The sequence below is a fragment of the Winogradskyella aquimaris genome, from assembly GCF_042676105.1.
Lineage (GTDB): Bacteria > Bacteroidota > Bacteroidia > Flavobacteriales > Flavobacteriaceae > Winogradskyella > Winogradskyella aquimaris.
Genome location: NZ_JBHTJQ010000002.1, coordinates 288,544 through 312,657 on the forward strand (window position 1 = coordinate 288,544; position 24,114 = coordinate 312,657).

Annotated in this window: 22 protein-coding genes; 9 read left to right on the forward strand and 13 right to left on the reverse strand. The window is 34.7% G+C overall.

Going from position 1 to position 24,114, the window contains the following annotated elements:
* The 5 genes from ACFQ1K_RS01845 to ACFQ1K_RS01865 form a co-directional block, all read right to left on the reverse strand.
* Window positions 1-204 carry a membrane or secreted protein gene (locus ACFQ1K_RS01845; protein ID WP_320555362.1) on the reverse strand — a complete coding sequence of 68 codons (204 nt, stop codon included), beginning with the start codon at window positions 202-204 and terminating at the stop codon, window positions 1-3.
* A gap of 150 nt (window positions 205-354) precedes the next feature.
* Window positions 355-1,146, reverse strand: a complete 792-nt coding sequence (locus ACFQ1K_RS01850) for an anti-sigma factor (RefSeq protein ID WP_320555361.1) — start codon at window positions 1,144-1,146, stop codon at window positions 355-357.
* Window positions 1,147-1,154: 8 nt separating this feature from the next.
* Window positions 1,155-1,691, reverse strand: a complete 537-nt coding sequence (locus ACFQ1K_RS01855) for an RNA polymerase sigma factor (RefSeq protein ID WP_320555360.1) — start codon at window positions 1,689-1,691, stop codon at window positions 1,155-1,157.
* 192 nt (window positions 1,692-1,883) lie between these two features.
* Complete coding sequence (murB, locus tag ACFQ1K_RS01860; protein ID WP_320555359.1) at window positions 1,884-2,897, reverse strand: UDP-N-acetylmuramate dehydrogenase; 1,014 nt, start codon at window positions 2,895-2,897, stop codon at window positions 1,884-1,886.
* Window positions 2,897-4,087, reverse strand: coding sequence for a pyridoxal phosphate-dependent aminotransferase (locus ACFQ1K_RS01865; protein ID WP_320555358.1), 1,191 nt, complete (start codon window positions 4,085-4,087; stop codon window positions 2,897-2,899). Before ACFQ1K_RS01865 ends, murB begins: the two co-directional genes overlap by 1 nt.
* A 114-nt stretch (window positions 4,088-4,201) precedes the next feature.
* On the opposite strand from ACFQ1K_RS01865, the gene ACFQ1K_RS01870 reads away from it, so the two are divergent.
* Complete coding sequence (locus tag ACFQ1K_RS01870; protein ID WP_320555357.1) at window positions 4,202-5,557, forward strand: retropepsin-like aspartic protease; 1,356 nt, start codon at window positions 4,202-4,204, stop codon at window positions 5,555-5,557.
* Between the two features lie 32 nt (window positions 5,558-5,589).
* Here ACFQ1K_RS01870 and ACFQ1K_RS01875 read toward each other — a convergent pair whose 3' ends face one another.
* Window positions 5,590-6,018 carry a DUF1573 domain-containing protein gene (locus ACFQ1K_RS01875; RefSeq protein ID WP_320555473.1) on the reverse strand — a complete coding sequence of 143 codons (429 nt, stop codon included), beginning with the start codon at window positions 6,016-6,018 and terminating at the stop codon, window positions 5,590-5,592.
* A 187-nt stretch (window positions 6,019-6,205) separates the two neighbouring features.
* Here ACFQ1K_RS01875 and ACFQ1K_RS01880 point away from each other — a divergent pair, with 187 nt between their 5' ends.
* Entirely contained in the window at window positions 6,206-8,839 is a 2,634-nt protein-coding gene (locus ACFQ1K_RS01880; RefSeq protein ID WP_320555356.1) for a valine--tRNA ligase, read from the forward strand.
* A gap of 52 nt (window positions 8,840-8,891) precedes the next feature.
* Here the strand turns inward: ACFQ1K_RS01880 and rodA are convergent, their stop codons facing one another.
* The 6 genes from rodA to purH all read right to left on the reverse strand — a co-directional run bounded on the left by rodA (window position 8,892) and on the right by purH (window position 16,109).
* A complete protein-coding gene (gene rodA, locus ACFQ1K_RS01885) occupies window positions 8,892-10,172 on the reverse strand; it encodes a rod shape-determining protein RodA (protein ID WP_320555355.1) in 1,281 nt (426 codons plus the stop codon).
* A gap of 11 nt (window positions 10,173-10,183) precedes the next feature.
* Complete coding sequence (mrdA, locus tag ACFQ1K_RS01890; protein WP_320555354.1) at window positions 10,184-12,109, reverse strand: penicillin-binding protein 2; 1,926 nt, start codon at window positions 12,107-12,109, stop codon at window positions 10,184-10,186.
* Window positions 12,106-12,612 carry a rod shape-determining protein MreD gene (mreD, locus tag ACFQ1K_RS01895; RefSeq protein ID WP_320555353.1) on the reverse strand — a complete coding sequence of 169 codons (507 nt, stop codon included), beginning with the start codon at window positions 12,610-12,612 and terminating at the stop codon, window positions 12,106-12,108. The genes mrdA and mreD overlap by 4 nt, the downstream gene beginning before the upstream one ends.
* Complete coding sequence (mreC, locus tag ACFQ1K_RS01900; protein WP_320555352.1) at window positions 12,605-13,426, reverse strand: rod shape-determining protein MreC; 822 nt, start codon at window positions 13,424-13,426, stop codon at window positions 12,605-12,607. Before mreC ends, mreD begins: the two co-directional genes overlap by 8 nt.
* An 11-nt stretch (window positions 13,427-13,437) precedes the next feature.
* Window positions 13,438-14,466 carry a rod shape-determining protein gene (locus ACFQ1K_RS01905; protein ID WP_320555351.1) on the reverse strand — a complete coding sequence of 343 codons (1,029 nt, stop codon included), beginning with the start codon at window positions 14,464-14,466 and terminating at the stop codon, window positions 13,438-13,440.
* A gap of 113 nt (window positions 14,467-14,579) precedes the next feature.
* Window positions 14,580-16,109, reverse strand: a complete 1,530-nt coding sequence (gene purH, locus ACFQ1K_RS01910; RefSeq protein ID WP_320555350.1) for a bifunctional phosphoribosylaminoimidazolecarboxamide formyltransferase/IMP cyclohydrolase — start codon at window positions 16,107-16,109, stop codon at window positions 14,580-14,582.
* 144 nt (window positions 16,110-16,253) lie between these two features.
* Here purH and ACFQ1K_RS01915 point away from each other — a divergent pair, with 144 nt between their 5' ends.
* Complete coding sequence (locus tag ACFQ1K_RS01915; RefSeq protein WP_320555349.1) at window positions 16,254-17,507, forward strand: ABC transporter permease; 1,254 nt, start codon at window positions 16,254-16,256, stop codon at window positions 17,505-17,507.
* Window positions 17,508-17,591: 84 nt separating this feature from the next.
* Window positions 17,592-18,845 carry an ABC transporter permease gene (locus ACFQ1K_RS01920; RefSeq protein WP_320555348.1) on the forward strand — a complete coding sequence of 418 codons (1,254 nt, stop codon included), beginning with the start codon at window positions 17,592-17,594 and terminating at the stop codon, window positions 18,843-18,845.
* A 230-nt stretch (window positions 18,846-19,075) separates the two neighbouring features.
* Here the strand turns inward: ACFQ1K_RS01920 and ACFQ1K_RS01925 are convergent, their stop codons facing one another.
* Window positions 19,076-19,531: a GAF domain-containing protein gene (locus ACFQ1K_RS01925; protein WP_320555347.1), complete on the reverse strand. Its 456-nt coding sequence runs from the start codon at window positions 19,529-19,531 to the stop codon at window positions 19,076-19,078.
* Between the two features lie 92 nt (window positions 19,532-19,623).
* Here ACFQ1K_RS01925 and xrtF point away from each other — a divergent pair, with 92 nt between their 5' ends.
* From xrtF to ACFQ1K_RS01950, 5 genes are all read left to right on the forward strand, one after another.
* Window positions 19,624-20,175 (forward strand): exosortase family protein XrtF, encoded by a 552-nt coding sequence (gene xrtF, locus ACFQ1K_RS01930; protein WP_320555346.1) that lies wholly within the window; start codon window positions 19,624-19,626, stop codon window positions 20,173-20,175.
* Window positions 20,168-20,596: an exosortase F system-associated membrane protein gene (locus tag ACFQ1K_RS01935; protein ID WP_320555345.1), complete on the forward strand. Its 429-nt coding sequence runs from the start codon at window positions 20,168-20,170 to the stop codon at window positions 20,594-20,596. The genes xrtF and ACFQ1K_RS01935 overlap by 8 nt, the downstream gene beginning before the upstream one ends.
* Window positions 20,597-20,645: 49 nt before the next feature.
* Window positions 20,646-21,062, forward strand: coding sequence for an HYC_CC_PP family protein (locus tag ACFQ1K_RS01940; RefSeq protein ID WP_386133659.1), 417 nt, complete (start codon window positions 20,646-20,648; stop codon window positions 21,060-21,062).
* Window positions 21,063-21,135: 73 nt separating this feature from the next.
* A complete protein-coding gene (locus tag ACFQ1K_RS01945; RefSeq protein WP_320555343.1) occupies window positions 21,136-21,864 on the forward strand; it encodes a heavy metal translocating P-type ATPase in 729 nt (242 codons plus the stop codon).
* Window positions 21,861-24,101 (forward strand): TonB-dependent receptor, encoded by a 2,241-nt coding sequence (locus tag ACFQ1K_RS01950; RefSeq protein WP_320555342.1) that lies wholly within the window; start codon window positions 21,861-21,863, stop codon window positions 24,099-24,101. Before ACFQ1K_RS01945 ends, ACFQ1K_RS01950 begins: the two co-directional genes overlap by 4 nt.
* Window positions 24,102-24,114: the final 13 nt, after the last annotated feature.

Here is a 24,114-nt window from a genome sequence, read left to right on the forward strand (position 1 = left end):
CTAAGAGTGTTGAGGTTCAGTACAGTTTTTGAATTGATCTGGAGTTTTTCCGCAAAATCCACAAGCTTCACCTTCTTTATTTAACATAGGATTTTGGCTTGCACATGTACCAGCAAATTCACCATCTTTTTTTGCCCAAATTTTTATGGCAATTCCGGCAAAAGCTACAGCTAACATTCCTAAAGTAAGAAGTAATAATTTCATTTTGCTTTAAAGTTTGGTGCAAAGATAAGGCTTTCAAATAAATTTGGTGGATTAATATTATGTAGTTTTTTATCCAAAATTGATTTGGCAAAACCTTAAACAAAAAAGAGACATGATTCATGTCTCTTTATATATTTATGGAATCTAATTTTAGTTATTCTTTAGAGAAATTTCTGCTACTTCCGTATTATTTTCGTTGGCTTTGTCACCATCCTTACCAATTTTAATACTCAAAGCTAAAGCGTCTTCCATGTATGGGATTTGCTTCAATTTACGGTCAGACTCGTCCAAAATTCCTAAATTAACCATTCTGTCTTGTAACTCAGCCCAAATCTGATAATGCTGATCCTCAGGTAGCTCAGGCAGTTTAACAACATCTATCATCGACGTTTTCTCCACGGGATTAATGTAGGCTACTGTCTTAAGGTCCTTCGCTCTATCATTACCATTAATGATATATTTTCTGGCATCAGGATCGTTCAATCTGTTTAGCTCTACCGATAGCTCGGACAACATAGCATTGTTCTTTGCTATATCGCTTCTCAGGTCATAAATCTCATCAATCACCACATTATTTTCATCTAACAAAATCTGATTTTTTTGGTAAAGGAAGAAGGTTGAAGCTGCAAATAAAACCGCAGCAGCCGTTGCCGCAATGCTAAACCATGAGGTCTTTTCGTGTTGTACTAACTGAATAACCTTAGTGTTGTTGGTGTCATCCAGTGCTTCTAATATGTTTCCTAAGATATGTTTAGGAACATCAACAGCACCTGCCTTAGCAATGATTTCTAGATTATTCTGTAGCTTTTCGTAAGCTTCTTTGGCTTTAGGATAATTACGAATAAAAAACTCTACTTCCTCAGTTTCTTTTTGGGAAGTTTCGCCTACTAAGTATTTATTTAGTAGGTCCGAATTTAAAAAGGTATGTAATTTTGTTTCCATAATTAATGCTATTCTGGATCATAAACTTTTTTAAGTTCTCGTAATCCAATTTTTAATCTCGATTTTATGGTACCTAACGGAATGTTTAGTTCGTCGCTTGCTTCTTGTTGCGTCATACCTTGAAAAAACAAGGCTTCTAACACAATTTGATACTTTTTATCGAGTCGTCCAACATGCTCTTTAATATCCAAGACATCTTGGTTTAAATTACTTGAAGGTAAGATATATACGTTTGATTTATCGATTTGGACTTCTTTATGATATCGATTATTAAAACTTCGTAATTTATCTATAGCTGTATTTCTTGCAATTCTGAACAACCAAGTAAATAATTTGGCCTTACTGGAATCGTATTTGTGCGCATTTTTCCAAACTTTAATAAAAGTTTCCTGCAAGGCATCTTGAGCAATTTCTTCGTTTATGGTTATTTTTAAAATAACCCCATAAAGGCTATTAGAATAATTTTCGTACAACAAGTCCAAGGCGTGTTTATCGCCATTGTCTAATAGTTCGATTATTTTCTGCTCGGTTGGTGTGATACTCAAAATGTTAAAATCTTGTTTATTTGATTTTTAAAACATCCAAAAGGGATTAATAGACGTAAATATACTTAAATACAGCGATATAGGTATTTATCATAAAATTAGAATAATCATCTTTTCAGAGATTGGTTAATAGCATAAACACAAGGTTATTCTATATTCAAAAGTCGTAATGAAAATTGCGGCTTTTGTTTTTTAAATAATATTCACTTCTGTTTCTATACTTATGTTGAACAATCGTTCTACGGTGTTCTGGATTAATTTAGCCAACTTTTTAATATCACTGCCTTTGGCATCACCATAATTAACCAAAACTAAGGCCTGTTTATTGTGTACACCATAATTTTTAAATCGCTTCCCTTTAAATCCAGCTTGTTCAATAAGCCATCCCGCAGGTACTTTTACTAAAGTATCAGAAACTTTATAGAAAGGTACTTCAGGGAAATTGGTTTGTAATTGTTCAAACTGACTAATAGAAATCACAGGGTTTTTAAAAAAACTCCCACTATTGCCAATATCCTTTGGATCAGGTAATTTACTTTGTCTAATGGCAATCACTGCATTAGAGACATCCTTTATCGTAGGGTTTTTTATGCCCAATGCACTAAGATGTTCTTGTATGGCACCATAGTTTGTGTGAAGTTTATGGTTGTTTTTACTTAATCTAAACGTAACACTTGTAATAATATATTTACCTTTGAGATCTTGTTTAAATATGGATTCTCTATAGCCAAATTTGCAATCCTCTTTTTTGAATATCCTTTTTTCTTGATTCGAGATATTAATAGCCTCGCAATTTTCAAAGACATCCTTAAGCTCGGTACCATAGGCACCAATATTTTGAATAGGAGAGGTGCCTACATTACCAGGAATTAATGATAAATTTTCAATGCCACCATAGTTGTGTTCTAAACACCATAATACAAACTGATGCCAGTTTTCGCCTGCCATTGCCTTAACAAAAACGCTGTCATCTATATCTTTTATAATTTCTATGCCTTTTAGGTTAATGTGAAGGACTAAGGCATTAATATCTTTGGTCAGTAACATATTACTGCCACCACCTAGAACAAATAACGCTTGGTCTTTCTCATTTTTTAAGACATCAATTAGCGTTGTTTCGTTTGTAATATTACAGTACGATGTTGCTCTGGCATGAATGCCAAAGGTGTTATAAGGTTGTAGTGAAACATTGTGTTCTATAAGCATTAGTCTTTGTAAACTTTTAAGGCTTCTTCTAAAATTTTAATAGCTATTTTAAGACTGTTTTCATTTAAGACATACGCAATTCTAATTTGATTGCGTCCAACTCCTGGTGTGGAATAAAATCCTGCAGCAGGTGCTACCATAACCGTGCTGTTTTCGTATTCAAAGGATTCTAATAACCAACGTGCAAAGTCGTCTGAGTTCTTTACGGGTAATTCTGCAATACAATAAAAGGCACCATTTGGCTTGGCCACTTTTACCCCTGGAATATTTTCTAAACCTTCAATTAATATATTTCTTCGTTTTACATATTCTGCTTTGACGTCGTCAAAATAGCTTTGAGGGGTTTCTAGAGCAGCCTCACTTGCTATCTGAGCTAAAGTTGGTGGGCTTAATCTTGCCTGAGCAAATTTTAATGCTGTTTTTATGACCTCTCTATTTTTAGAAACCAAATAACCAATACGTGCACCACACATACTGTAGCGTTTAGAAACAGAGTCTATAACAATGGCGTGGTCCTCCAGTCCTGGTTCTTGTAAAATGGAATAATGCTCAATGCCATCGTAAACAAACTCTCTGTACACCTCATCTGCAATTAAAAACAAATCATGTTTCTTTACGATTGTTGCTAACTTATTGATTTCCTCTTTAGAGTAAAGATAACCAGTTGGATTACCAGGATTGCAAATAAGAATAGCTTTGGTTTTTGGGGTTATTAATTTTTCAAACTCTTCTATTGGTGGCAAGGCAAAGTTATCCTCTATTTTAGAGATTACAGGAACTACTTTGATACTGGAAGCCGTAGAAAAACCATTATAATTAGCATAAAATGGTTCCGGAATAATAATTTCATCTTCTTCGTCCATGATACTACCGAAGGCAAAAAGCAAGGCCTCACTACCTCCTGTCGTAACAATGATGTCATCGTGCTCTACTTCAATATTATTTTTTAAATAATACTTTGCAATTTTCTTTCTATACTCTTCAGACCCTTCAGATCTTGAATAGGCAAGGATATCAAGCGAGTGCACTTTAACGGCATCTAACGCAATGGTTGGAGTCTTAATATCTGGTTGACCAATGTTAAGGTAATATACGGTCTTTCCTTTTTTGTGTGCTTCTTCGGCATATGGAACCAATTTTCTAATTGGCGATTCTGGCATATTGATGCCTTTTTCAGAAATCTTTGGCATGATAAAATTTTTAAAGGTGCTAAGTTCCGAAATTTCTTAAAGTTTATGTAAAAATAGTATTGAAAAAGACATAGTTTAATAAAGATTTGTAAATTCATTTAAAACAAGGCCTCATTGAATAGACTAAATAAGCATATCATTTTACTTCTTTTAGTATTGAGTAGTAGTCTTTCCATTGCTCAGGGTCAATTTTTTTTGAAAGACAAGGTCAGTCAAAAAATAAAATTTGAATTTGCAGCTAACCTTATCATAATTCCGTTAGAAATAAATGGTGTTGAGCTTTCTTTTGTATTGGATACAGGTGTAAGTAAACCTATTTTATTTAACCTTTCGCATAATGATTCACTTGATTTAAAAAACACAAAAACATTTTATCTGCATGGTTTGGGTGCAGAAGGCAAAATTGAGGCTCTAAAATCTAGTTATAATCGATTTAGACTTGGAGATGCTGTTGGAAATAATCAGGATTTATACGTTGTTTTTGATTCTACTATTAACTTCACACCTCGATTGGGAATTGTAGTCAATGGCATTATAGGTTATGATGTTTTTAAAGATTTTGTTGTTGAAATTAATTATGCATCCAAATTTTTAAGATTACATAAACCCGAAACGTTTAGACCAAAAAAATCAAAAAAATGGAAACAAATTCCAATTGAAATCTACAGGAAAAAACCATATTTAGATGGGCAGGTAGTATTGAAAAGTAATGTTGAATCCGTAAAACTACTTATGGATACAGGTAGTAGTGATGCTTTGTGGCTGTTTGAAAATAAAGAGAAGGGTATTTTGCCCAACGACTCATTATTTTTTATGGACTATCTGGGTAAAGGGCTTAGTGGGTCTGTTTATGGTAAACGATCTAAAATAAAGAATTTTAGGATAAGTGATTTTAGTTTAGATAATGTGAATGTTGCTTATCCAGATTCTTCGTCCATAGATATCAGTAAGATTTATAAAGACCGAAATGGTAGTATTGGTGGTGATATTCTTAAGCGTTACAATATGTTTGTGGATTATGGTAATGAAATGTTATATCTTAAGAAGAATAGCTATTTCAAAAAGCCTTTTACATACAATAACAGTGGCATCGTTCTAGAGCATAATGGTACTATGTTTGTAAACGAACGTATAAAACTTCCTTCAAGTGATGGCTATACTAAGAGCCATAATCCAAATGCTGTAAAAATTGACCTCTCTATCAGTCACAGAATGTTACTCAAGCCAATGTACAAAGTAGTTGAGCTGCGCAAATCTTCTAACGCTTTTGCTGCTGGTCTTCGCGTAGGTGATATTTTATTGGCTATTAATGGTAGGGAAGTTTATAATCTTAAATTAAATCAGATCAATGAGATTTTACATGGTGACACTGGGCGATCAGTTAGGTTAAAAATTGAACGTTATGGTAAAGTAAAAATCTTCAGATTTAAATTAGATAATGCCTTTAAAAAAAATGAGCCTTCAAATTGAAGGCTCACTAATTTATTGAATTTACCTTGAGCTTATTGCTCAATCATACTCTTTTCTTTCTTTTCTAAAACACTCGTCTTACTAGGATCTACAACTAAACCCTTAATTTTAAGTGCAACGGTTGGAGTTTCAGCATTAGAATAAACAGTAATTGTTTTTCTAATAGGATTAACTCTATTAGTATCGTATTTTACTTCAATCTCACCGGTTTCGCCAGGCATGATTGGCTCTTTTGGTTTTTTTGGTACTGTACAACCACAGGTTGATTTTACATTAGAAATTACTAATGGTGCGTTTCCAGTGTTTGTAAATTCAAATGTTCTTACCCCATCAGAACCCTTTTCAATCGTTCCATAATCAATAACGGTGGTCTTAAACTCTATCTTAGCTACTTTCTTATCCTGAGCAGAAGCACCGAAGCCAATTAAGCCTACAAATAGAATTGCTATTAAATTTTTCATCATTTAAGTTTTAAATTGATATTACCAAAACTACTTACTTTTTTACTCTCCTCAAAATTAATTAGATGTATAACATGCTATTTAACAAAATTCAAACGCTTATAACTATATAAAACAGTCTAATAATTTTTCAAAAAAAGAAATATAAGTACTTTTGTCAGTTACTTAGCAAAAACAATACCAAAACATGGAAATTCCATCAAAATATAATGCATTGTCAGTAGAGAAGAAGTGGTATGACTACTGGATGAAGCATAATTTTTTTCATTCTACACCAGATGTAAGAGAACCTTATACTATAGTAATTCCACCACCAAATGTAACGGGAATTTTGCATATGGGTCATATGTTGAATAATACCATTCAGGATGTACTCATACGCCGTGCAAGATTATTAGGGAAAAATGCCTGTTGGGTACCTGGGACAGATCATGCTTCTATTGCAACTGAGGCTAAAGTGGTAGCCAAATTAAAGGCAGAAGGTATTGATAAGAATGATTTAACTCGAGATGAATTTTTGAAATATGCTTGGGATTGGACGCACGAGTATGGTGGTGTAATATTAGAACAATTGAAAAAACTGGGGTGTTCTTGCGATTGGGATAGAACCAAGTTTACGATGGATGACGATATGTCTGAAGCTGTAATCAAAGTATTTGTTGATTTGTATAATAAGGGCTTGATATATAGAGGATACCGAATGGTCAATTGGGATCCTGATGCTAAAACAACCCTTTCAGATGAGGAGGTAGAGTACGTTGAAAAACAAGGCAAGCTTTACTACGTAAAATATAAAATAGAAGATTCCGACAAAACCTTAACTATTGCTACGACGCGACCTGAAACTATTTTAGGAGACTCAGCAATTTGCATCAATCCTGAAGATCCTAGACATCAAGACCTTAAGGGCAAAAAAGCTATAGTTCCAATTTGCAATCGCGTAATTCCAATTATTGAAGATGATTATGTTGATGTAGAATTTGGTACAGGATGCTTAAAAGTTACACCTGCGCATGATGAAAACGATAAAGTCCTAGGTGATAAACATGACTTAGAAATTATTGACATCTTTAATGAAGATGCGACATTGAACAGTTATGGATTGCATTATGAAGGTCAAGACCGTTTTGCAGTACGAAAGGCCATTGTTAAGGAATTACAGGACTTAGGTCATATAGAAAAAATTGAAGATTACACCAATCGTGTCGGTATCTCAGAGCGTACCAAAGCCATAATAGAACCACGTTTAAGCGATCAATGGTTTTTAAAAATGACAGATTTGGCAAAACCTGCTTTAGATGCTGTTCTTAAAAACGGTGAGGTCAAATTGTTTCCAAAAAAGTTTGAAAACACGTATCGTCATTGGATGGAAAACATCAGGGATTGGAATATATCTCGCCAACTCTTATGGGGACAGCAAATTCCTGCTTACTATTATGGTGACGGAAAAGAAGATTTTGTAGTTGCTGAAAACATCAATGAGGCACTTGAATTGGCTAAGACTAAGACTAACAACCAACACCTAGCAGCTAATGATCTGCGTCAGGAAACTGATGCCTTAGACACCTGGTTTTCTTCTTGGTTATGGCCGATAAGCGTTTTTGACGGAATTCGTAATCCTGAAAATGAAGATATCAACTACTACTATCCAACTAACGATTTGGTCACTGGTCCAGATATTTTATTCTTCTGGGTAGCACGTATGATTGTGGCTGGTTATGAATACAGAGGGGAACGGCCATTTGAAAATGTATATCTAACAGGTTTAGTTAGAGATAAGCAAAGGCGTAAAATGTCCAAGTCGCTTGGTAATTCGCCTGATGCCTTAAAATTAATTGAACAGTATGGCGCTGATGGGGTACGAGTTGGGTTGTTGTTGAGTTCTGCAGCTGGTAATGATTTGTTGTTTGATGAAGACCTGTGTCAGCAAGGAAAACAGTTTGCGAATAAAATATGGAATGCCTTTAGATTAATTAAAGGATGGGAAGTGGATGCAAGCATTGAACAACCAAAATCTAGTACAATAGCTTTAGAGTGGTATGAGTCTAAATTTCAAAAAACGATTGACGAGATAGAAAATCACTTTAGCAAATATCGCCTTAGTGATGCTTTAATGGCAACTTACAAATTGATTTGGGATGATTTTGCGTCTTGGTTATTGGAAATTATAAAACCAGCTTATCAAAAACCAATTGATAAGGAAACCTATGACGATATTATTAGATTGTTTGAAAGCAACTTAAAAATTCTTCATCCGTTTATGCCATTTTTAACCGAAGAAATTTGGCAATATATTGATGAGCGTTCACCAGAACAAGCCTTGATTGTTTCAAGATGGCCAGATAAAAAGGCGATTAATGAAACCTTGATTTCGGAATTCGATTTTGCGTCAGAAGTTATTTCAGGCATTAGAAATATTAGAAAGCAAAAAAATATCGCCTTTAAGGATGCGATTAGTTTTTCAGTTGTAAACAACGAAAATACGGCTTCAACTTTTGATGAGGTTATCGTAAAAATGGGAAATCTAAAGCACTTTGATTATGTAAAAGAACCTGTAGATGGTGCATTAACTTTTAGAGTAAAGTCTAATGAGTACTTCATCCCAATAGAAGGAAGTATTGATGTTGAGGCTGAAATTAAAAAGCTAACGGAAGAATTAAATTATACTCAAGGATTTTTAAAATCGGTGCAGAAAAAGTTGTCGAATGAACGCTTTGTAAATAATGCTCCAGAACAAGTTGTGGCTTCCGAAAAGAAAAAGGAGGCAGATGCCCTGGCAAAAATCGAAACCATTAAAGCAAGCTTAGAAAGCTTAAATTAATTAGGATAAAATTTTAGTGAAAAAGCGGCTATTACAAAATAGCTGCTTTTTTTTACCATTCATTTATTTTATTACTATCTAACTTTACAAAAATGAAAAGTAAGATGGTAAAGCCCCAGAGTCCTGAGCCACCATAACTAAAGAAGGGGAGCGGTATGCCTACAGTGGGTATTAAACCCATAACCATTCCTATATTAATTGTGAAGTGCACAAATAGAATAGAGGCTACACCATAACCGTAAACGCGGCTAAACTGTGATTTTTGGGCTTCGGCTAAGTATAAAATCCTAATAATTAGAAAAACAAATAACAGTACAACGGCACTACTGCCAAGAAAACCCCATTCTTCACCAACAGTACTAAAAATATAATCTGTTTCCTGTTCTGGAACAAACTTTCCGGTAGTTCTTGTCCCTTCAAGAAAACCTTTGCCTGTAAGTCCACCAGAGCTTATAGCCTCTTCAGATTGGATAAGATTGTAAGCTTCGGCTTTCCTCATTTTTTCAAGTTTAATAGGATCTTTTTCTAAACGTAACCATAAACTAATTCTATTTTGCTGATGTATTTTCAATCCGTGATCATAAAAAAGCTTTACGCCATAAGCAAAGCCAACGGCCATTAATAGTACCGTGACATACTGAATCAAAGATGCACGTTTTTTTTGTCTCATGAAATAGCGAATGGTGAGGACCAAGGTTGTAAGTGCAGCGGTTATTACAATTCCAAATTTTAATGAAAGTACGGCTAGAAGGATAAGTGATATGGCGACGATTAAATAGATCTGCTGTAAGCCTTCCCTATAAAAAACAAAAAAGAATGCAAAATATACGATGGTACTCCCAGCATCATTTTGAAGTAAAATAAGCAGTGCCGGTATAAAAATGATTGCCGCAACGCGAATTTGGTCTTTTAAAGTTTTCATGTTTGTTTGCAAGTCGCTAATATATTTGGCGACGGCCAACGCTGTAGCGAATTTAGCAAACTCACTTGGTTGAATGGTCATGCTTCCAATACCATACCATGAGCGTGCGCCATTAACATCCTTACCAAAGATGAACAAACCAACTAAAGATAAAATTGCCACTACGTATATGATACTTGAAAACCGTTCATAAAACTTGGCTTCGAGGGATAGAATTAAAACAATAATGACAAAAGTTAGACCAATAAATACAAGTTGTTTTCCATAAAGTTCGGACATATTTAAGTAGCTCGTTACCTCACCATCATGAGAGGCGGAAAGAATATTTACGTAACCAAAACCAACCAATAAAAGGAAGAGGATAATCGTAATCCAGTCAAATTTAAAGCGTCTTTGGTTTTCTCTGAGCATTAATTATTATTTTAAGGATTTGGCTCTTCAGGTTTTATGGCATAATTATCAATAACCTGAAGTGTGGTTTCCCCATTTATTTTAAAAGATTCGCCAGAAAGCGGTTTGGCATATTCATTTTCAAGGCTATGCGTCAGAATCCAGTTTTCTAAGTCTGTTCTGGTTATGTGCCCTTTAATATATTTTTCAATCATTAAACTGGCCATTCTTCCCGCAAAACGACTTCCCCAATACCCATTTTCGACAAAAACTGCAATAGCTATTTTAGGATTATCTTTAGGTGCAAAAGCTACAAATATAGAATGGTCTGTTAACTGAGTTTTTTTTCCATCAATAATTGCAAAGTTTTCTGCAGTACCCGTTTTTCCACATATGTCTATACCTTCAACTTTAAGTGCTTTTGCTGTTCCGTCGTTAAATACGTCAAACATGCCTTGAATGACAGGTTCAAAATGTTGTCTGTCAATAGTAGTATATTTTGGAGTTGTAAATTCAGATGGGATCGTATCACCTTCAATATTTTTTATGATATGAGGAGTGTAATAATACCCGCGATTTCCAATGGCAGCAGCCATGTTAGCCAATTGAATGGGTGTAGCCTCTACCTCGCCTTGACCAATAGCATTGGATACAATGTATGTAGAGCCCCAACGATTATCACCGTAAGCGCGATCATAGTAATCTCCATCTGGTATGCGACCAGGGCGACCTACTGATAAATCATTATTTAAAAAATTACCCAATCCAAAACTTTTGGCGTGTGCCGCCCACTTGTTCATACCTTCGCCTGCATCATCATATTTATCTATGATACGCCTATAAACATTAATGAAATAAGCATTACAAGATTGAGCAATGCCCATATTCATATTTACGGGACTTCTGTGGTGATGACAGCCAGTTAGACGTCTGCCGCCATAGTAATAACCCATTCTACAAGTAAACGTATCATGCTCATCTACAACACCTTCTTGCAAACCTATCAAAGCATTGATGACTTTAAAGGGTGAGCCAGGCGGATATTGGGCTAGCAAACCTCTATCGAAGAGTGGTTTAGCAATACTATCATAATGGAGTTTGGTATAATTTTTCGATCGATTTCTACCAACCAAAATATTTGGATTGTAACTTGGGCCTGTAACCATAGCCAAAATTTCACCACTGCTGGGCTCGATAGCTACAATCCCACCGCGTTTATGTTTCATTAAAAGTTCACCGTAGGCTTGAAGTTCTGAATCGATAGTGATTTTGATGTCCTTGCCAGGAACAGGCAGTGTATCTAAAATACCTTCTTTAAAAGGACCAATATTTTTGTTGAATCTGTCCTTTTGAATAAACTTAATCCCTTTTGTACCGCGCAGAACTTCTTCGTAAGATTTTTCAACACCTTCTTTTCCTATTAAATCGCCTAGTTTATAATAGGGTTCTCTTTTTATGGTAGATCGATTTACTTCTCCTATACTGCCTAATACGTTAGCTCCAATAGACGTCTGATAAGATCGTAACGAGCGTTTTTGTATGTAAAAGCCTTCGTATTTTCTCATTTTTTCTTGCAGTACAGCGTAATCTGATTTTGATAATTGAGGCACAAAAGGAGACGGTAGTCTAGGTGAGTAGTTATTGGCGCGTTCTAATTTTTTACGAAATTCTTCTTCAGTGATTTTTAGCAGGTCACAAAACTCCTTTAGATTTGACGAATCCATCAATTTAACCTCTCTAGGGATGACCATCACATCATAGGAAGGTTGGTTGGCTACTAATAATTTACCATTCCTATCATACACATAACCACGTTTTGGGTAAGTATATTCGGTTTTGATAGCTGTATCCTCAAAAATATCGTATTCATAACCTCCATAGACTTGTAGATAGAAGAGGCGTGCTAAAAACACAAGGCCAACAAGTATAACAGTGGTTAAGAGTAATAGTTTTCTCATTTTTTGTTTCTACTAAATAGAATTATAATCAGGATACAAAGTATTATAGTGAAAATACTAGAGAATAACGTTTTTTTTAAGATTAAAAGTATACTAGTTACGCTAAAAACTTCTAGCGAAAAGAGCATGATATGATGAGTTAAAGTGCCAAGTGTAATGTAAGTAATTAAACTACCTAATTCTGTATTAGTGAATTTAATACTTTGATGCTCATACAACATCCCAAACGATGTCTTTAGAAATACGGGCCTTGCATATGCCAATAATACAGAGGCCGTTGCATGCACACCGCCTGAATCTAAAAATATATCTACCAATAGACCCAACAAAAAACTAATTACCAGCAGTACCAATCGATTTTCTCTAATTGGAAACAGAAAGACAAATATGATATAGATGTAAGGATTAATGTAGCCCATAAAATTTATATGACTACAAATAATCACTTGCGCGAGCAGTAGAATGACAAATCGAATACTATTTGCACTGAGTATATTATTCATTCCCGCTTCTTTGAAGTGTTAACATCTCATCTCTATCTAAATTTTGAAGAATATATATTTTTCCAATATTAGTCATGTCATTGAACAATCTTACTTGTATGGTATAAGTATCGCCACTAATATCAGTTTCAAAACTATCAATAGAACCTATGTTAATTCCTTTTGGAAATATTGAAGATTGTCCGCCTGTAACTATGGTATCACCAACTTTTACTGGAGCAAATGTTGAAACATCTACAAGTTGCACAAACTCTGGTGACTTTCCATTCCATATTAGAGAACCAATATGATTGGATCTCTTTAGCTTTGCATTAATCCTGCTCTTTTTACTTAAAATGGAGAGGACTCTGGCATAATTGCTTGAAGTGGCATCGATAATGCCTATTATCCCTTTTGATGTAATAACACCGAAATCTTGTTTAATGCTATCGGTCGTACCTTTATTTATGGTCAAATAGTTATTGGTTAGTGAGTAACTATTTTTATAAACTTCAGCGATTGTTATTCGGTATGTTTCATTTGAAAATGACGAATCCACCACAAAATTAGCTTGTGAATCACTCCTATTGAAAAGTTGCTCACGTAGATATTTGTTTTCTTCAGCTAAAATTTCATTCTCCCGCTCTAAACTGAAATATTTATCAATGGAATTTACGGTTCCATAAACTCCGCCCGATAACGAATTTGCAGAATTTATAAACTTGCTTTTATGATAGGAATGTGATTGAATAGTTAGTGCTAAACCAACACAAAAAAGGAATAAAAACAACAGAAAAGTTTTGTTTCGTATAACAAAATTGATGATTTGTTGCATTTATTAACCTTTTATTTTATCAATACGCTTTTGTATTTAGCTAAGTTTTTAAGTACAATTCCCGTACCTCGTACTACGGCTCTTAATGGATCTTCAGCAATATATACTGGTAAATCTGTTTTTTGGGACAGACGCTTGTCTAAGCCTCGTAACATGGACCCGCCACCTGCAAGATAAATACCTGTATTATAAATGTCAGCTGCCAATTCTGGTGGGGTTTGTGATAGGGTCTCCATTACGGAATCTTCAATTCTTAAAATAGACTTATCCAGAGCTTTAGCAATCTCTCTGTATGAAATTTGAACTTGCTTTGGTTTACCTGTCAGTAGATCACGTCCCTGAACGCTCATATCCTCAGGTGGTAATTCTAAATCTTCTGTTGCTGCACCAATTTGAATCTTTATTTTTTCAGCAGTTCTGTCACCCACGTATAAATTGTGTTGGGTGCGCATGTAGTAAATGATATCATTTGTAAATACATCTCCTGCCACTTTTACGGATTTATCACAAACAATCCCACCTAGTGCGATAACTGCAATTTCTGTAGTACCACCACCAATATCCACAATCATATTACCTTTTGGTTGCATGATGTCAACGCCAATACCTATAGCTGCAGCCATGGGCTCATGAATAAGATAAACCTCTTTTCCATTAACACGTTCACAAGATTCCTTTACAGCTCGCATTTCAACTTCGGTAATTCCCGAAGGGATACAAACCACCATTCGTAGCGCTGGGTTAAAAAACTTTTTCTTTAAGGCAGGTATGTTCTTTATAAACATACTAATCATCTGCTCAGAGGCATCAAAATCTGCAATAACCCCATCTTTAAGAGGTCTAATGGTTTTGATATTCTCATGCGTTTTACCCTGCATCATATTGGCTTCCTTGCCAACTGCAATTATTTTGCCGCTAATGCGGTCTCTTGCAACAATAGACGGGTTATCTACAACAACTTTGTCGTTGTGTATTATTAAAGTGTTTGCGGTTCCTAAATCAATGGCTATTTCTTCCGTTAGGAAATCAAAAAATCCCATGCGCGTTTATAATATTAATTTGGGTTATTCTAGTCAAAGTTAATGACTATGCGTAAATGTAATAAATTATACGTTATTTCTGCGACTATAGATGTTTTTACTAAATATATTTTTTAATGCTTAAAATGACGTGTGCCTGTAAAGACCATAGCTACATCATTTTCATTACAATAATTGATACTCAGCTCATCTTTGATGGACCCTCCAGGTTGAATCACCGCTTTAATACCTGCTTTATCTGCGATCTCTACGCAATCTGGAAAAGGAAAAAATGCATCACTCGCCATTACTGCTCTATCTAAATCAAAATTAAATGACTTAGCCTTGTGAATGGCCTGGTTTAAGGCATCTACACGACTTGTTTGCCCAGTGCCACTAGCGCAAAGTTGTTTGTTTTTTGCCAACACAATAGTATTGGACTTGGTGTGTTTACATAATTTGGAAGCAAAAATTAAATCGTCTATTTGCTCAGGTGTCGGCGCAACCTTGGTCACAGTTGTCAAATCATCTTTGCCATCAGTCTTGGCATCACGTTCTTGCACTAAAACACCATTGAGACAGTTTCTTACCGTAGTTTTTGGAAGCTCTACATCGTTTAATACTAAAAGAATTCGGTTTTTCTTTCCTTTCAAAATTTCAAGAGCATCTTGACTAAATGAAGGAGCAATGACCACTTCACAGAACAGTTTGTGAATTTCTTCTGCGGTCACCTTATCTATTTCAGTATTACAAATCAAAATACCTCCAAAAGCGGATACAGGATCTCCTGCCAACGCATCTACATAAGCTTGATGGACGGTTTCACGTTGTGCAAATCCACAAGCATTATTGTGTTTTAAAATGGCAAATGTTGGCGCTTCACCTTTAAATTCTAAGATAAGATTTACAGCGGCATCAACGTCTAAAAGGTTGTTATAGCTTAGTTCTTTACCATGAAGTTTTGTGAACATAGCATCGAAATCACCAAAGAAAAATCCTTTTTGATGAGGATTCTCACCATAGCGAAGTACTTTACCTTTGGTTTCACTAATCTTTAAGGCAGCTTCATCGTGGTTTTGATTGAAATAATTAAAGATGGAGGTGTCGTAATGTGAAGACACATTAAAAGCCTTAGTTGCAAAACGTTTACGATCGTCCTCAGAAGTCTCTCCGTTTTTTGATTCTAGTAATTCTAAGAATTCGGCATAATCGTCTACAGAGGATACACAAGTCACATCTGCATAGTTTTTTGCAGCTGCCCTGATAAGGGAAATACCACCAATATCAATTTTTTCAATAATATCTTGATTGCTCGCTCCAGAAGCTACCGTTTTTTCAAATGGATATAAGTCTACAATAACCAAATCTATTTGTGGAATATCAAACTCAGCAAGTTCGGCAACATCACCTTCATGATTTTGACGATTTAAAATACCACCAAAAACTTTTGGATGAAGTGTTTTAACGCGGCCACCTAATATTGAAGGGTATGAGGTAACATCTTCTACGGGTACGACATTAATACCTAAATCTTTAATAAATTTTTCTGTTCCACCTGTAGAATAAATGGTAACGTTAAGATCATTTAATTTTTTTACGATCGGTTCTAATCCGTCTTTACTAAAAACTGAAATTAGTGCTGAGGATATGGTTTTGTTGCTCATAGTGTTGTGTTGTGATTTTGATGCTGCAAAAATAAAATAAACCATAGGATTATCCTGTGGCTAATATGAGTTTCTTTAAGTTTTTTGTAACAATAAATTGTTGAAAACGTCCTATCTTTAAATTGTTTCAAAACAACTGGATTCATGCTTGTTTATTTAAGAGTAATCAAAGAGAGTTTTTCTTTTGCATTAAATGCCTTAAGAAATAATAAGTTGCGCACTTTTTTATCCCTTTTAGGGGTTACTGTGGGTATCTTTTCTATTATTGCGGTTTTGGCCGCTGTTGATTCCTTAGACAGAGACATCAAGGAAAATCTGTCTGGATTAGATAAAAATACCATGTACCTCACCAAATATTCTTTTGGGCCGACTAATGTGCCGAGATGGAAACGTGATAACTTTCCGCAAACCGAATATGATGATTACGAGTTTGTAAGACGAAATATACCAGATATTGAAGAGTCTGCCTACGTAATTTTTGGCGGTATGGAAACAATTAGGTATCAGGCTGAAACCCTTAGTAATGTTGAGGTTACGCCTATTTCTCATGGGATTTATACTATTGATGATTTAAAAGTTGAAAAGGGGCGATTTTATTCAGAGTTAGAATCAGATACTGGTGCTCCTGTAATTGTGATGGGTTCTGAGCTAGCCGAAAATTTATTTGGTGAGTCTAACCCAATAGGAAAAGTAGTGAGAGTCTACGGACGAAAATTAACAGTTATTGGTGTGCTTAAGAAGTATGGTGCTGGCTTGGGAGATTCTCCAGACGGCAAAGCCTTTGTTCCCGCAAATTTTGTAAGACAGTTTAGAAATGGTGGAGTAAACGGTCTTCCAGGTGCCATAGTTATAAAACCAAAAGCGGATGTAGATATAGGTGCTTTTGAGAGTGTATTAAAGCAAAAATTCAGAAATTATAGAGGGCTCAAAGCAGATGAAGATGATAATTTCTTTGTGAATAAATTATCGGGATTGGTATCTTTTGTAGATGCAATCATAGGTACACTTAATTTAGTTGGTTGGGTGATTAGCGGTTTTTCGCTCTTAGTTGGTGGCTTTGGGATTGCAAACATTATGTTTGTTAGTGTTAAGGAACGTACCAATCTTATTGGAATACAGAAATCTCTAGGTGCCAAAAATCGTTTTATTTTATTTCAGTTTTTGTTTGAAGCCGTAATCTTAGCTGTTGTTGGTGGTTTAATTGGACTGTTTCTAGTATGGATGACGGCTTTAATAATGAATGGGGTTGTGGGTGATGACTTTACCTTTGTCCTTTCTTTTGGAAATATGTTTTTAGGTTTTGCACTATCAACGTTTATCGGATTACTGTCTGGCGTCATACCAGCATTTTCTGCTTCGAGATTAGATCCTGTTGAGGCTATACGTACAGGAATGTAAATTTAAATTATTAAAAATAAAGATCTTCCAATTCCGTAATTACTTTAGAAGCGTTTATCTTTAGGCATTGTATAAAAAAACTTTATGCTTTTATATTTACGCCTTCTTAGAGAGAGTTTCTCGTTTGCAATAAATGCATTGAGAAACAATAAATTAAGAACTTTTTTATCGCTATTGGGTGTTACAGTTGGTATTTTCTCAATAATTGCGGTTTTAGCGGCTGTTGATTCTTTAGACAAGACGATAACCTCTCAGCTTAGTGCCTTGGATAGTAATACCATGTATCTTGCCAATATTTCATTTGGCCCAACACAAGTTCCACGTTGGAAATATGAACAATTTGATGAAATATCCTATAATGAATACAGAAGTTTAAAGTCATCTTTGACCGAGGCAGAACACGTTGCTTTCCAAATTTTTGTAAGAAGAGAGAATATTAGGTACGAGTCTGAATTGGTGCAGAGTGTTAATACAGTTGTAGTGTCTAATGAATTCACGGATATTCAGGTATTAGAATTTGAAAGTGGACGATTTTATAATGAAGCGGAGTCCAATGCTGGTAAGGCCGTAGTTGTTATTGGATCAGAAATTGCAAAATCACTTTTTGGAGAATTTGATCCCATTGGTAAAAAGGTCAGATTATATGGTCAAAAGTTCACTGTCATTGGTGTGGTAAAAAAGGAAGGATCTGGATTGTTCGGTGATAGCAACGATATTTCTATATTTCTTCCAGCAAATTTTGTGAGAAATAAACTCGGGAAAAACAACCCGTTTTTTAAAAATATAGTCATAATAAAACCTAAAAAAGGAGCTGACATTGCAGGTTTGAAATCTGAAGTTATACAGATTATGCGTTCAAGAAGAGGACTAAAACCAGATGAAATAAACACATTTTTTATTAGTGTTATTTCTGGACTACAGGATGCTATAGATAATATTATTGGGACGCTTAATATGATCGGTTGGATTATTAGTGGTTTTTCATTGTTGGTTGGTGGGTTTGGAATTGCAAATATCATGTTTGTAAGTGTTAAGGAGCGTACCAATCTTATTGGTATACAGAAATCATTAGGAGCTAAAAACCGCTTCATCCTATTTCAGTTTTTGTTTGAAGCAGTGATCTTAGCCATCGTCGGTGGAGTGGTTGGTTTATTCTTGGTTTGGATAGGAACATTAATTGGTAGTAATCTCACCGAAGATTTCACCTTTGTGTTATCACCAAAAAATATGATTATAGGCTTTTTTATTTCTTCTTTCATTGGGCTATTGTCAGGAGTAATTCCCGCATTGACTGCCTCAAGATTAGACCCAGTAGAGGCTATTAGAACTGGAATGTAAGACCCTTATGAAGAAGCAGTTTTGGAAATACTTTTTTATTGTATAAATAACTTTAATCCTAGTGATGTTTAGTTATTTTTATGACGGAGTCATAGGAATAAATAAAACCGTACATTGGGCTTGGGATTTTACCAATTTTATGTTTTGGCTTAATCTTATCTACTTAGTCGTTTTGTTTTTGGTAGCAAATATTATTACTAAGGTATCAATGAGAGTTGTTAGTTATTTTACTAGATAATTTGAGCTACTTCTGCACAAACAAACTCTAAAAAGCGCTCATCAGCTTCAGTAAATGGGTCAGGAGTGTTAGAGTCTATGTCTATCTGACCAATATTTTCACCATTTACAAATATTGGGATTACAATTTCTGCTTTAACGGTAATACTACAGGCAATATAATTGTCTTGAGCAGACACATCTGGTACCACAAAGTTTTTGTTACTCACTGCTACTTGGCCACAAATCCCTTTCCCAAACGGAATAATCGTATGGTCGGTCGGTTCACCCACGTATGGGCCTAGCTTCAACTCATTTTTATCACCGTTTTTAAAATAAAAACCTACCCAATTATAATAATCAATATTCGCTTCTAGTAGTTCACAGATTTTAAGTAAACGTTCATCCACAGAAAGTTTATCATTTAAAACAATCGTTTTAATTTCGGGTTTAAGGCTTTCAAAAGTCATAATTGCAAATTTTTGGTAAAAATATCTAAAAGCTTGAATTATGAATTGGGCTTTTCATAAATTTAACAGCCGACATGAAATAATTTTTCCGATTGAGAGAACTTCTTACAAAATATAAGCTTGTTATTAAATTCATAATTACATTTTTATTGGTGTATAGTGTCTTAACGATTGGGTATAATTTATATTTGAAATTATCAGATGGCTCTAAATATTATCCGGATTACATGACCAATTTGGTCGCTAGGCAAACCGACGCTTTACTAAATAGTGTTGGTTATGAGGCCAATGTCTTACCACATCCAAAAGAGCCGTCTATGAAAGTTATCATCAACGGCAAATTTGTAGCAAGGGTTATAGAAGGTTGTAATGCTATAAGTATCATTATTTTGTTTCTGTCTTTTATTATTGCCTTTTCAGGTAAACTTAAAACAACCTTTTTTTATTGTTTTGCTGGAAGCATTATTATTTACTCGTTTAATCTCATACGTATTGTCATTTTATCTGCAGGTCTATATCACTATCCATGGAGGCGAGAGGTGCTGCATAATGTCATCTTTCCTATGTTGATTTATGGAACGGTGTTTTTACTATGGATGTTTTGGGTCAATCGATTTTCTAAAAATTTAAAAGCAAATGCCTAAACTTACACGTTACATATTAGTGGTTTTGCTTCTTCTTGTTTTAGTTGCTATTAGAGGGTTTGAAGATTATTTGTTTTACGATCCATACCTTACGTTTTTTGAAAGTGATTATCTCTATATAGACAACCCAAGGCGTGAAGTGGCTAAATTGGTGTTCTTCACGAGCTTACGGTTTTTATTAAATACTTTGGCGTCATTAGGAATTCTATATTTTATTTTTGATGACAAAGTGATGATAAAATTTACAGTATTGTTATATGTTATTGCTTACATATTTCTATTAATTCCGTTTTTATACTTTGTGATTAACCCAAGGCAAGAGGACTATTATTTGTTTTTTAATATACGTCGCTTTTTGATTCAACCTATTGGGTTAATTTTATTATTACCAGCGTTTTACTATTATAAGCTCAATCGTTAAGGATTTTATAATTTTATTATTACGTCATTGAATTTTGTAACTTTGCCATGTGAAAATAGCTTTATCTCATAGAATAGTTTCTTCAGTATTGTCATTTGTCATATTGTTTTCAACAATGTCTTTTAAGGTTGAAAAGCATTATTGTGGTAATACTTTAGTTGACGTTGCCATTTTTACAGCTAGTGAAAAATGTGGTATGGAAATGGTAGAAATGTCATCAAATACTTCAATAAAAAATAAGAGCTGCTGTAAGGACGAGGTTGATGTTATTACCGGACAAGATGACTTAACATTAAAGTCTTTTGACGACTTACATAAATTTCAGAAGACAGTTTTATTTGCCTATGCCTATTCCTATGTAAATCTTTATGAAAGTTTACCAAAGCAAATAATACCTCACCGGGATTATTCACCTCCCACACTCATTAAGGATATTTACATTTTAGACGAAACCTTCCTCATTTAGTCGATTTAAAATTACATGGACCATGTATTCTGATAAGAATACAAGACAATAGATAATTTTAAATCAAATCATTATGATACATACATATAAGGTTACAGGCATGACCTGTAACGGTTGCAAGGCATCAGTAGAAAAGGCACTTTCAGATTTACCAGATGTAGACCATGTAGAGGTAAATTTAGAAAACCAATCTGCAACCTTAAAAATGACAAAGCATATAGAAGTTAAGGAGCTTCAAAAAGCACTTCCAGATAAATATACGCTTTCGGAAAAGGAAACTAAGAATGTTTTTGGTTCTGAAAATTCTGTGAATGAAAAAAGTGAGTTAAAACAGCTAATACCGTTATTTCTAATATTAGGGTACATTTCAGTGGCATCAATTCTATTACATAGAACGACCTGGAATATTGAGAGTATGATGCTTGATTTTATGGGTTTGTTTTATATCGTTTTTAGCTTTTTTAAGCTATTGGATCTTAAAGGATTTCCAGAAAGTTTTAGAATGTACGACCCATTGGCAAAAGCTCTTCCTGCTTATGGTTGGGTATATCCATTTATAGAGACTGTTTTGGGCTTATTCTTCCTTTTACGTTTTCAAATAGATATTGCACTAATCGTAACACTAATAATTTTGGGTATTACCACTTATGGTGTCACTAAAACCTTATTAGACAAGAAGTCCATTCAATGCGCTTGTTTGGGCACCGCGTTGAAGTTACCAATGACTAAAGCAACCTTTATTGAAAATGCCATTATGATAGTCATGGCAATAGTAATGTTGATTAGAACCTATACCGCATGAAAAAGCTGACTTTATTTCTAATGTGCATATTTCAGGTTTTTGTTCATGCACAAGACGAACAATTGAAAGGAGTTATTTTTGAAGCTTCTAATGGGACTGAGAGTCCACTGCCAGGTGCCAATGTCTATTGGTTAGGGTCTTCAGTAGGTGCCATAACTGCAGAAGATGGTACATTCTCTTTGCCTTATAAATTCTCATTCAACAAATTGGTAGTTAGCTATGTTGGGTTTAAGACCGATACGTTAACTGTAAATAAAAACAGGTATATCAAACATGTTTTAAAAGCTTCTGAAGAATTAGATGCCGTAACGGTAACATCTAGAAAACAGTCTACATCAAAATCGTTTTTAAAGGCTACAAATACCATGACAGTGAGTGCGGATGAATTACTGAAGGCTGCTTGCTGTAACCTATCTGAGAGTTTTGAAACCAATCCATCCATCGATGTTAATTTTGCAGATGCCGTTTCGGGAACAAAACAAATTAAAATGCTAGGGCTTAATTCCCCATATATTTTGATTGCCACCGAGAATATTCCAGCAATTCGTGGTGCGTCTCAAGCCTATGGATTGAGTTTTATACCAGGCACTTGGGTAGAAAGTATTCAGATTACAAAAGGAGCAGGTAGTGTTATTAATGGTTACGAAAGCATTGCCGGCCAAATCAATACGGAATTGGTCAAGCCCGCAACAGATGATAAATTGTTTGTAAACGCGTATGCAGGTGCTAACGGTAGATTAGAATTGAATACACATTTTAATCAAAAAGTTTCTGATAAATGGAGTACAGGTATATATGTTCACGGCAATCTCAGGAATCAAAAGTTTGACAGAAATGATGATTCCTTCTTAGATGTACCTCTAAAAGAACAGATTAATGTTATGAACCGTTGGCAATATGCAAGTCCAGAGAAAGGTCTGGTAAGTTTTATTAGCCTGAGATATTTGAATGATCATACCCAAGCAGGACAAATAGATTTTGATCCCGACAGAGATAGAGGTACAACTAATTTCTGGGGAAGTGAAATCAATACCGAACGGTTCGAGGTCATGACCAAGCTAGGGTATGTAAATCCAGAAATTCCATATCAAAGTTTAGGGTTTCAGACCGCATTTAGCTATCATAAGCAAGATTCTTATTTTGGACTAAATATTTATGATATTAACCATAGTAGTGTATATTCTAACTTAATCTACAATAGTATTATATCAGATTCGCGCCATAAAGTAAAAACAGGATTGAGTTTTACTTACGATCGTTATGATGAAGTGGTCAATACTTCAAATTATGAGCGTATAGAAAATTCGATAGGTGGATTTTTTGAATATGCTTTTGATAATTTAGATGACTTAAGTTTAACCGCTGGCGTTAGGGTAGATCAGCATAACCGATTGGGCTTTTTTGTTACCCCAAGACTTCATGTGCGTTATACACCATGGGAAAAATCGGCATTAAGGGCATCTATTGGTAGAGGTAAACGAAGCGCTAATATTTTTGCGGAAAATCAAAATTTATTCGCCAGTTCTAGACAAATTAACATTCTTAATGCAAGTGGAAAAATTTATGGTTTAGACCCTGAAATTGCTTGGAATTACGGAATCAGTTATTTACAAGGCTTTAATTTTTTTGGTCAAAAAGCAGACGTCACTTTTGATTTTTACAGAACTGATTTTCAAAATCAGGTGGTAGTCGATTGGGAAAATCCTTTTGAAATTAACTTCTATAATCTTGATGGAGAAAGTTATGCTAATAGCTTTCAGTTTGAATTTAATTATAATGCTTTTAAAGGATTTGATATAAGAACAGCTTATAAGTATTACGATATTAAAACCGATTACAATTCTGGTAAGTTAGAAAAACCGCTAATACCTAGAAACCGATTGTTTGCGAATGCAGCTTACGAAACAGAAGCAAAAAGCAATGGTTCTCAATGGAAGTTCGATGCCACTTACAATTGGTTGGACTCCCAACGATTTCCAAGTACCGAAATAAGTGTACCCGAATTTCAGCTGGATGAGTATTCACCTACGATTGGTACTTTAAACCTTCAGGTCACTAAAGTATTTTCTCCAAATTTTGAAGTATATTTAGGTGGTGAGAACATCACCAATGTGAGACAAACAAATCCTATCATTAGTCCAGATAACCCTTTTGGGTCAAACTTTGATAGCAATTTTGTTTATGGTCCAATATTTGGTAGTATGTATTACGCAGGAATTAGATATCGATTAAACTAAAAAAAATATAAAT